Consider the following 6,384-nt stretch of genomic DNA (forward strand, 5'->3'; position numbering starts at 1 on the left):
CCGATAGAAGGGCATCCGGCGCCGTCATAGAATAAGTCGACTGACTTATGAGGCTACTGGATGAATATACGCGACTGGAAAATTGGCCATCGGCTGGGGGCGGCGTTCGCGCTGCTGCTGGTGTTGATGGTGGGCTGTATCTCGCTCAGCATTCAGAGTCTGGGGCTGCTTAACGAGCGCACGGCAAAAATCGTCGAGGACAAATATCCCAAGACGGTGCTGGCTTATGAGGTGCTGGATCTGGTCAACCGCAATACCCGTGCGCTACGCAATGTCCTGCTGCTGGATAATCCTGACGAGGCCGACAGGGAACGCCAGCTGCTGCTCGATAATCGGAAAGAGCTCGCCGGCGATTTCGATAAACTGGCGGCGCTGGTCAAGTCCGGTACCGGCGTGGCGTTGCTTGATGCCATGCGGAACGCCGATGCGGCCTATCGCAATTCGCAGCAGACTTTGCTGGAGCTGGCCGCAGCGGGCAGGAAGCAGGAGGCGACGGTCCTGTTATTTACCAGCATACGCAGGGACCAGGCCAGCTACGCCGACGCCGTGCGCGCGCTGATACAGCACCAGAATGACAGTCTGGCTGAAAGCGGCGCGCAAGCCGCTCAGCTGTATCACTCGACAAGAAAAGTCCTGATCGTGCTGGCCGCGTTGGCATTGGTGCTGGGCGCGGCGCTGGCAGTGTGGATCACGCGCTCCATTACCGCGCCGCTAAGGCAAGCGGTGGATATTGCCCGCGCCGTGGCAAATGGCGACCTGGGCGGGGTGATCCGCGACGGCGCGAAAGATGAAACCGGACTGTTGCTGCTCGCCATGCGCGACATGAAGGAAGGCCTGGTGCGCATCGTCGCCACGGTGCGCAGCGGTGCGGAGACTGTCGCCGCCGCCTCCACAGAGATTGCCGCCGGCAATCAGGACTTATCGTCCCGCACCGAGGCGCAAGCCGGTTCGCTTGAAGAGACCGCATCGTCGATGGAACAGCTGACGGCCGCGGTGCAGCACAATGCGGACTATGCCTCCCAGGTGAATCAGCTCGCCATCTCCGCGACCGAGGTGGCCGCTCAGGGCGGCCTGGTGGTGTCGCGCATGGCCTTCAACATGGACGCCATCAGTGCGGCAGCCCAAAACATCGCTGAAATTACCCAGGTGATTGATGGCATTGCGTTCCAGACCAATATCCTGGCGTTGAATGCGGCAGTCGAGGCTGCGCATGCCGGCGAGCAGGGGCGGGGTTTTGCCGTGGTCGCGACCGAAGTGCGGAGCCTGGCGCAGCGCTCGGCGGCCGCCGCCAGGGAGATCCGTGTGCTGATCGGCGATTCGGTGGCCAAAGTGGCGGAAGGCAGCATGCTGGCGGACCAGGCCGGAGCGACCATGCAGCAGGTTGTGGCCAGCATCAAAGGCGTGACCGACATGATGGCGGAAATTTCTGCAGCCAGCCAGGAGCAGTCAGAAGGCATCGTGCAGATCAACCGTGCCATCGCGCAGATGGACTCCGCGATACGGCAGAATGCCGCGCTGGTGGAGGAAGCCGCCGCTGCCTCGCAATCCTTGCAGGATCAGGCCGGCAATCTGACGCGCTGCGTCAGCGTTTTTAAACTGCATGCCAGCAGGGGCGCGCAGGCGGACGCCGCCGTTCAAAGGATCGGTGCTACCATGCTCGCATGACGACACCCTACCAACTCCTGTACTGGCCCGGCCTGCAAGGGCGCGGCGAATTTGTCCGGCTGGCGCTGGAAGAGGCGGGCGTGCCGTATGTGGACGTGGCGCGGCAAAAAGGCGGCATGCCGAAGACCACGGCCAGCCTGGATTTCGATCAGGTCGACCATCCCTCGTTTGCGCCGCCGGTGCTGCAGGTGGGCGATCTGCTGATCGGGCAGACCGCCAACATCCTGATGTATCTGGGCGCGAAGCACAAGCTGGCGCCGCGTGCGGAGGCCGGACGCTTGTGGGCCAACCAGCTGCAGCTGACGATCGCCGACATCGTCGCCGAGGCGCATGACACCCACCACCCGATTTCCACCAACCTGTATTACGAAGACCAGAAAAAGGAAGCGAAAGCGCGTGCGAAAGATTTCCGCGAGCAGCGCATTCCCAAGTTCCTGAATTATTTTGAAGGCGTGGTGCAGGGCGGCTACGCGGTGGGGGCGCGCCTGTCGTATGTGGACTTGTCGCTCTTCCAGCTGATCGAAGGCCTGCGCTACGCCTTCCCGAAAGCGATGGCGCGGCTGGAGCCGGCGTATCCCAAACTGATCGCCCTGCATGACAAGGTGGCGGCGCGACCCAACATCGCCGCCTACCTGCAATCCAAACGCCGCATCCCGTTCAACGAGACCGGCATCTTCCGCCGCTATCCGGAGCTCGACAAATAATCAGGCCGCGCTGGTGACCGGGTAACCGGCATCGGCGATGGCGGATTTCAACGGCGCCAGCGGCGTCGCACTGTCGATTTTGACCGACTTGCTGGCCAGATCGACTTCCACCCTGGCTGCCGCATCCACCGCCTGCACCGCCTTGCTCACCGCACCCACGCAATGACCGCAGCTCATGTTTTCGACTTGAAGCTGATACATCGTGCACTCCTCAAACAGTTTCGATGAGTACACTTTAATCCTTCCAGCGATGGGAAGGTCAAGCCATGTAATTAAGTGTCGTTGCGTTGATGCCGCGCAGTGACACTAACGATGGTCGAGCCAGGCTTTTTAGATGACTAGCGAGGAACTCATCAAATTGTTGAAATCAAATGGATGGCGCCACGTTTCCACCCGGGGCAGTCACCATAAGTTCGTTAACTCTGACACCGGTGCAAGTGTTGTCGTGCCACATCCGAAAAAGGGACAATGATGCTCTATCCGCTTTATGTCTGGAAGGAAGAGGGGAGTGCCTACGGCGGAAGTTTTCCCGATCTGCCTGGAGTGTTCACGGCTGCCGACGAGCTCACGGATTTGCCAGCGATGGCTCAAGAGGCAGTGTTGGCAATGTACAGCGACGGCAATGAGGAACTTCCGAAGGCCGCTACAATCGATCGTTGGCGTGATGCTCCTCAGTTTCAGGATGGTTTCTGGATGATGGTTGAAATTAATCTTCCGGCGGATCGTCCAGTCTGGCGAGGTCGAGGCTGACGAGGGCCCAGATGCCGCCGGCGTAGTCAGGCTCCTGGGACAAGGTTTCGACTTCGGAAGGGCGGATTTCGAAGGGTTTGCCTTGCTCGACCAGCTGCCCCACATGGCCATAGATGGCCTTGGTGGCGTTGCTCATGGCTTTGTCCACTGTCTCGGCGGTGGTGACGCAGCCGGGAATGTCCGGCACCGTCACGTCATACTTCTTTTTGGCGTCCACCGTCTTCTGGATCAGGATAGGAATGTCCATGATGTCTCAACCTCAGCTAGGGCGCGAAAGACGGGCAAAATCAATGACTTGGGAGTTTAGTGTTATACAGGTCGCCGCCGGTTTCAAGCATTTTCTTGGGTGCCGTTAACGTCAATTTGCGTAATTGATATTGAGTATTGCCAGGCGGATTGCCTTCGTACTATGAACGGCGATCCGCCAGCTGAAACAGGCCGCTGTTGCCTTCGCCCGACAGCCACAAAACAATCAGCCCCGCCGGCATGACTGCGGGCGGGGCTGAGAAACGAGCTAAACAGTTTAGATCATTACAGGACGTCGCTGGCGTGGTCAGCCAGACGCGAGCGTTCGCCGCGCGCCAGGGTGACGTGGCCGCTGTGCGACCAGCCCTTGAAGCGGTCCACCACATAGGTCAGGCCGCTCGAACCTTCGGTCAGGTACGGCGTGTCGATCTGTGCGATGTTGCCGAGGCAGATAATTTTCGTGCCCGGACCGGCGCGCGTCACCAGGGTTTTGACCTGCTTCGGCGTCAGATTCTGCGCCTCGTCGATGATCAGGAACTTGTTGACGAAGGTACGGCCGCGCATGAAGTTGAGCGACTTGATCTTGATGCGCGAACGGATCAGGTCCTGGGTGGCCGCACGGCCCCACTCGCCGCCATCCGAATCGGACTTGTTGAGCACTTCCAGATTGTCGTCAAACGCGCCCATCCACGGCGACATTTTCTCTTCCTCGGTGCCCGGCAGGAAACCGATGTCTTCACCGACCGGCACCGTCACGCGGGTGACGATGATTTCGTTGTAGAGCTTGGTTTCCAGCACTTGCGCCAGGCCGGCCGCCAGGGCCAGCAGGGTTTTACCCGTGCCAGCCTGGCCGAGCAGGGTGACAAAGTCGCATTCCGGATTCATCAGCAGGTTGAGGGCGAAGTTCTGCTCACGGTTGCGCGCGGTGACGCCCCAGACATTGTTCTTGTTGTGGCTGAAGTCGCGCAGGGTTTGCAGCACGGCGGTCTTGCCGTTGATCTGCTTGACCTGGCCATAGAACGGCGCCTCGCCATTCTTCGGTTCCAGGAACACGAACTGGTTGACCAGCATCGACGGCACGAACGGGCCGGTGACGCGGTAGAAGGTGGCGCTCTGGCCGTTCTTGTTTTCCTGCCAGGACTCCAGATCCTTGCCGTGCTTGTTCCAGAAGTCATCCGGCAGCTGGACGATGCCCGAGTACAGCAGGTCGGTGTCTTCCAGCACATGGTCGTTGAAGTAGTCTTCGGCCGGCAGGCCCAGCGCGCGCGCCTTGATGCGCATGTTGATGTCTTTCGACACCAGCACGATGGCGCGGCCTTCCTGCTCCGCTTCCAGCGAGCGCACCACCGACAGGATCTGGTTGTCCGCCTTGCCCGACGGCAGGCCGACCGGCAGCTCCGCCGTTTGCAAACGGGTCTGGAAGTACAGGCGGCCCTTGGCGTCCTTGTTGCCCAGCTTGGACAATGGGATGCCGTTCTCGATGGCGTCGTCGTCGGTGTTGGAGACCAGCGCGTCCAGCGTGCGCGAGACCTGGCGTGCATTGCGCGCCACCTCGGTCATGCCTTTCTTGTGGTTGTCCAGCTCTTCCAGCGTCATCATCGGCAGGTAGACATCGTGTTCCTCGAAGCGGAACAGCGACGATGGATCGTGCATCAGCACGTTGGTGTCCAGCACGAACATCTTGGTGGCGCCGGTCTGGTCGGCGTGACGGCTGGTGGACGACTTGATGGTGACTTCGTTCGGCTTGTGCTTGGCCGGATGCGGCGCCTCGGCGGTGATCGGCGTGACCTTGCCGCGCGGCGAGGACTTGCCCTTGGCTTCCACGGTGTCGGCGGCAGCTTTCAGCACGGCCGGCGCGGCCTTCAGTACGGCGGCCACGGCTTTGCCTTTGGCCGGCGGTTTGGCCACGGCGGGTTTTTTTGCTGCAGGTACGGCTTTGACGGTCGCCGCTTTCTTCGGCGCTGGGGCAGGCTCCGGCGCGATATCGGCCACTGCCGCGAGGGCAGGCGTTACGCGGCCGCTGGCCTTGGGATAATCTTTTGCCAGCAGTATAGTCGCTGGCTTACTTGGGATTTTTGGCAGTGGCATCAGGATCTCAATTGGAAAAATAAAGGAGGAATCCGCCATGGGGCGCGCGGCCGCATGGGGTGGATGCTTTAAGGGAAAACAGGTGAAAGACTGCCGATGGGCATGGTTCCAGCCCGGTGAGTACCGCAAGGTGGCCGGCTGGCCACCGAGGAGGGTAAGAGGTACAGTGATGACTCAAAATGTGCTTAAGTTCCTGCTGGTTGAGCAAACCGGAACTGCAACGCACCACTCAAGCCTGACGCGCTACAAATTCCAGCACTTCGTCGACGTGACCCGCCACCTTCACGCCTCTCCATTCTTTCACCAATTGGCCATGAGCGTCAATCACAAACGTACTGCGCTCGACGCCGCGTACAGTCTTACCATACATTTGCTTCATTTTCATGACGCCAAACTGCTGGCAGACCGCTTCGTCCGGGTCGGAAATCAGTTCAAACGGCAGTCCCAGCTTGGTCTTGAAGCTTTCGTGCGAACGCAGCGAATCGCGGCTGATGCCGTAGATTTCAGCACCGGCGGCGGCAAACTGCGGGTGCAGGTCACGGAAGGCGATGTTTTCCGTGGTGCAGCCGGGGGTATTGTCCTTGGGGTAGAAGAACAGTACGGTGTAACGCGCCGGACGGCCGGACAGCTGGAAGGTCTGGCCGCTGGTCATCGGCGCGGAAAAGTCGGTTACTACATCAGCCACAGGCGTCTCCTGAAGGGTATGTTAAGTGCTGGCCGCGCCTTGTACGATCAGCGTGCCAGAACGTCCCGGCAGTTCGCCCCAGGTGATGGGGCAAACCGGCATTGGCAGATGCTGGATCTTCTGGTGGTAGTCGGCCATGGACGCCAGTTGGTATCCCTGCGCTTGCCATCCTGCCAATAGCTGCTCGAATATGGGGGCAAGTTTCTGTCCTTCAAGCTCTGCATGCAAAGTATAAACGTGGTCGCG

General features: G+C 60.2%; 8 protein-coding genes and 1 pseudogene. 4 read left to right on the plus strand and 5 right to left on the minus strand.

The genetic code is table 11. The annotated features are described in order from the left end of the window. Positions 1-60: 60 nt before the first annotated feature. Both ABDW57_RS26845 and ABDW57_RS26850 read left to right on the plus strand, forming a co-directional pair. Positions 61-1,665, plus strand: a complete 1,605-nt coding sequence (locus ABDW57_RS26845; protein ID WP_343733199.1) for a methyl-accepting chemotaxis protein — start codon at positions 61-63, stop codon at positions 1,663-1,665. Continuing rightward, the gene (locus tag ABDW57_RS26850; RefSeq protein ID WP_343733200.1) at positions 1,662-2,369 is read left to right on the plus strand and encodes a glutathione S-transferase family protein; all 708 of its coding nucleotides are present in this window, start codon (positions 1,662-1,664) and stop codon (positions 2,367-2,369) included. Before ABDW57_RS26845 ends, ABDW57_RS26850 begins: the two co-directional genes overlap by 4 nt. On the opposite strand, the gene ABDW57_RS26855 is transcribed toward ABDW57_RS26850, so the two are convergent. Further along, entirely contained in the window at positions 2,370-2,570 is a 201-nt protein-coding gene (locus tag ABDW57_RS26855) for a heavy-metal-associated domain-containing protein (RefSeq protein ID WP_343733201.1), read from the minus strand. It lies immediately after the preceding gene. Positions 2,571-2,703: 133 nt separating this feature from the next. Here ABDW57_RS26855 and ABDW57_RS26860 point away from each other — a divergent pair, with 133 nt between their 5' ends. After that, complete coding sequence (locus ABDW57_RS26860; protein WP_343733202.1) at positions 2,704-2,841, plus strand: type II toxin-antitoxin system HicA family toxin; 138 nt, start codon at positions 2,704-2,706, stop codon at positions 2,839-2,841. Next, positions 2,838-3,119 carry a type II toxin-antitoxin system HicB family antitoxin gene (locus tag ABDW57_RS26865; RefSeq protein WP_343733203.1) on the plus strand — a complete coding sequence of 94 codons (282 nt, stop codon included), beginning with the start codon at positions 2,838-2,840 and terminating at the stop codon, positions 3,117-3,119. Before ABDW57_RS26860 ends, ABDW57_RS26865 begins: the two co-directional genes overlap by 4 nt. Here the strand turns inward: ABDW57_RS26865 and ABDW57_RS26870 are convergent. The 4 genes and pseudogenes from ABDW57_RS26870 to ABDW57_RS26885 form a co-directional block, all read right to left on the minus strand. Then, a complete protein-coding gene (locus ABDW57_RS26870; RefSeq protein ID WP_343733204.1) occupies positions 3,076-3,366 on the minus strand; it encodes a type II toxin-antitoxin system HicB family antitoxin in 291 nt (96 codons plus the stop codon). The genes ABDW57_RS26865 and ABDW57_RS26870 overlap by 44 nt on opposite strands. 284 nt (positions 3,367-3,650) lie before the next feature. Then, complete coding sequence (locus ABDW57_RS26875; protein ID WP_343733205.1) at positions 3,651-5,453, minus strand: PhoH family protein; 1,803 nt, start codon at positions 5,451-5,453, stop codon at positions 3,651-3,653. A 229-nt stretch (positions 5,454-5,682) separates the two neighbouring features. Continuing rightward, positions 5,683-6,138: a peroxiredoxin gene (locus tag ABDW57_RS26880; protein WP_343733206.1), complete on the minus strand. Its 456-nt coding sequence runs from the start codon at positions 6,136-6,138 to the stop codon at positions 5,683-5,685. Positions 6,139-6,159: 21 nt separating this feature from the next. Then, positions 6,160-6,384: pseudogene (locus tag ABDW57_RS26885) on the minus strand (xylanase); the annotation flags it as partial.

Source organism: Duganella sp. (assembly GCF_039595735.1).
Taxonomy (GTDB): Bacteria; Pseudomonadota; Gammaproteobacteria; order Burkholderiales; family Burkholderiaceae_D; genus Rugamonas.

Coding starts and splice junctions, on each gene's coding strand:
- ABDW57_RS26845 (WP_343733199.1), top strand. CDS start 61: ATGAATATACGCGACTGGAAAATTGGCCATCGGCTGGGGGCGGCGTTC.
- ABDW57_RS26850 (WP_343733200.1), top strand. CDS start 1,662: ATGACGACACCCTACCAACTCCTGTACTGGCCCGGCCTGCAAGGGCGC.
- ABDW57_RS26855 (WP_343733201.1), bottom strand. CDS start 2,570: ATGTATCAGCTTCAAGTCGAAAACATGAGCTGCGGTCATTGCGTGGGT.
- ABDW57_RS26860 (WP_343733202.1), top strand. CDS start 2,704: ATGACTAGCGAGGAACTCATCAAATTGTTGAAATCAAATGGATGGCGC.
- ABDW57_RS26865 (WP_343733203.1), top strand. CDS start 2,838: ATGATGCTCTATCCGCTTTATGTCTGGAAGGAAGAGGGGAGTGCCTAC.
- ABDW57_RS26870 (WP_343733204.1), bottom strand. CDS start 3,366: ATGGACATTCCTATCCTGATCCAGAAGACGGTGGACGCCAAAAAGAAG.
- ABDW57_RS26875 (WP_343733205.1), bottom strand. CDS start 5,453: ATGCCACTGCCAAAAATCCCAAGTAAGCCAGCGACTATACTGCTGGCA.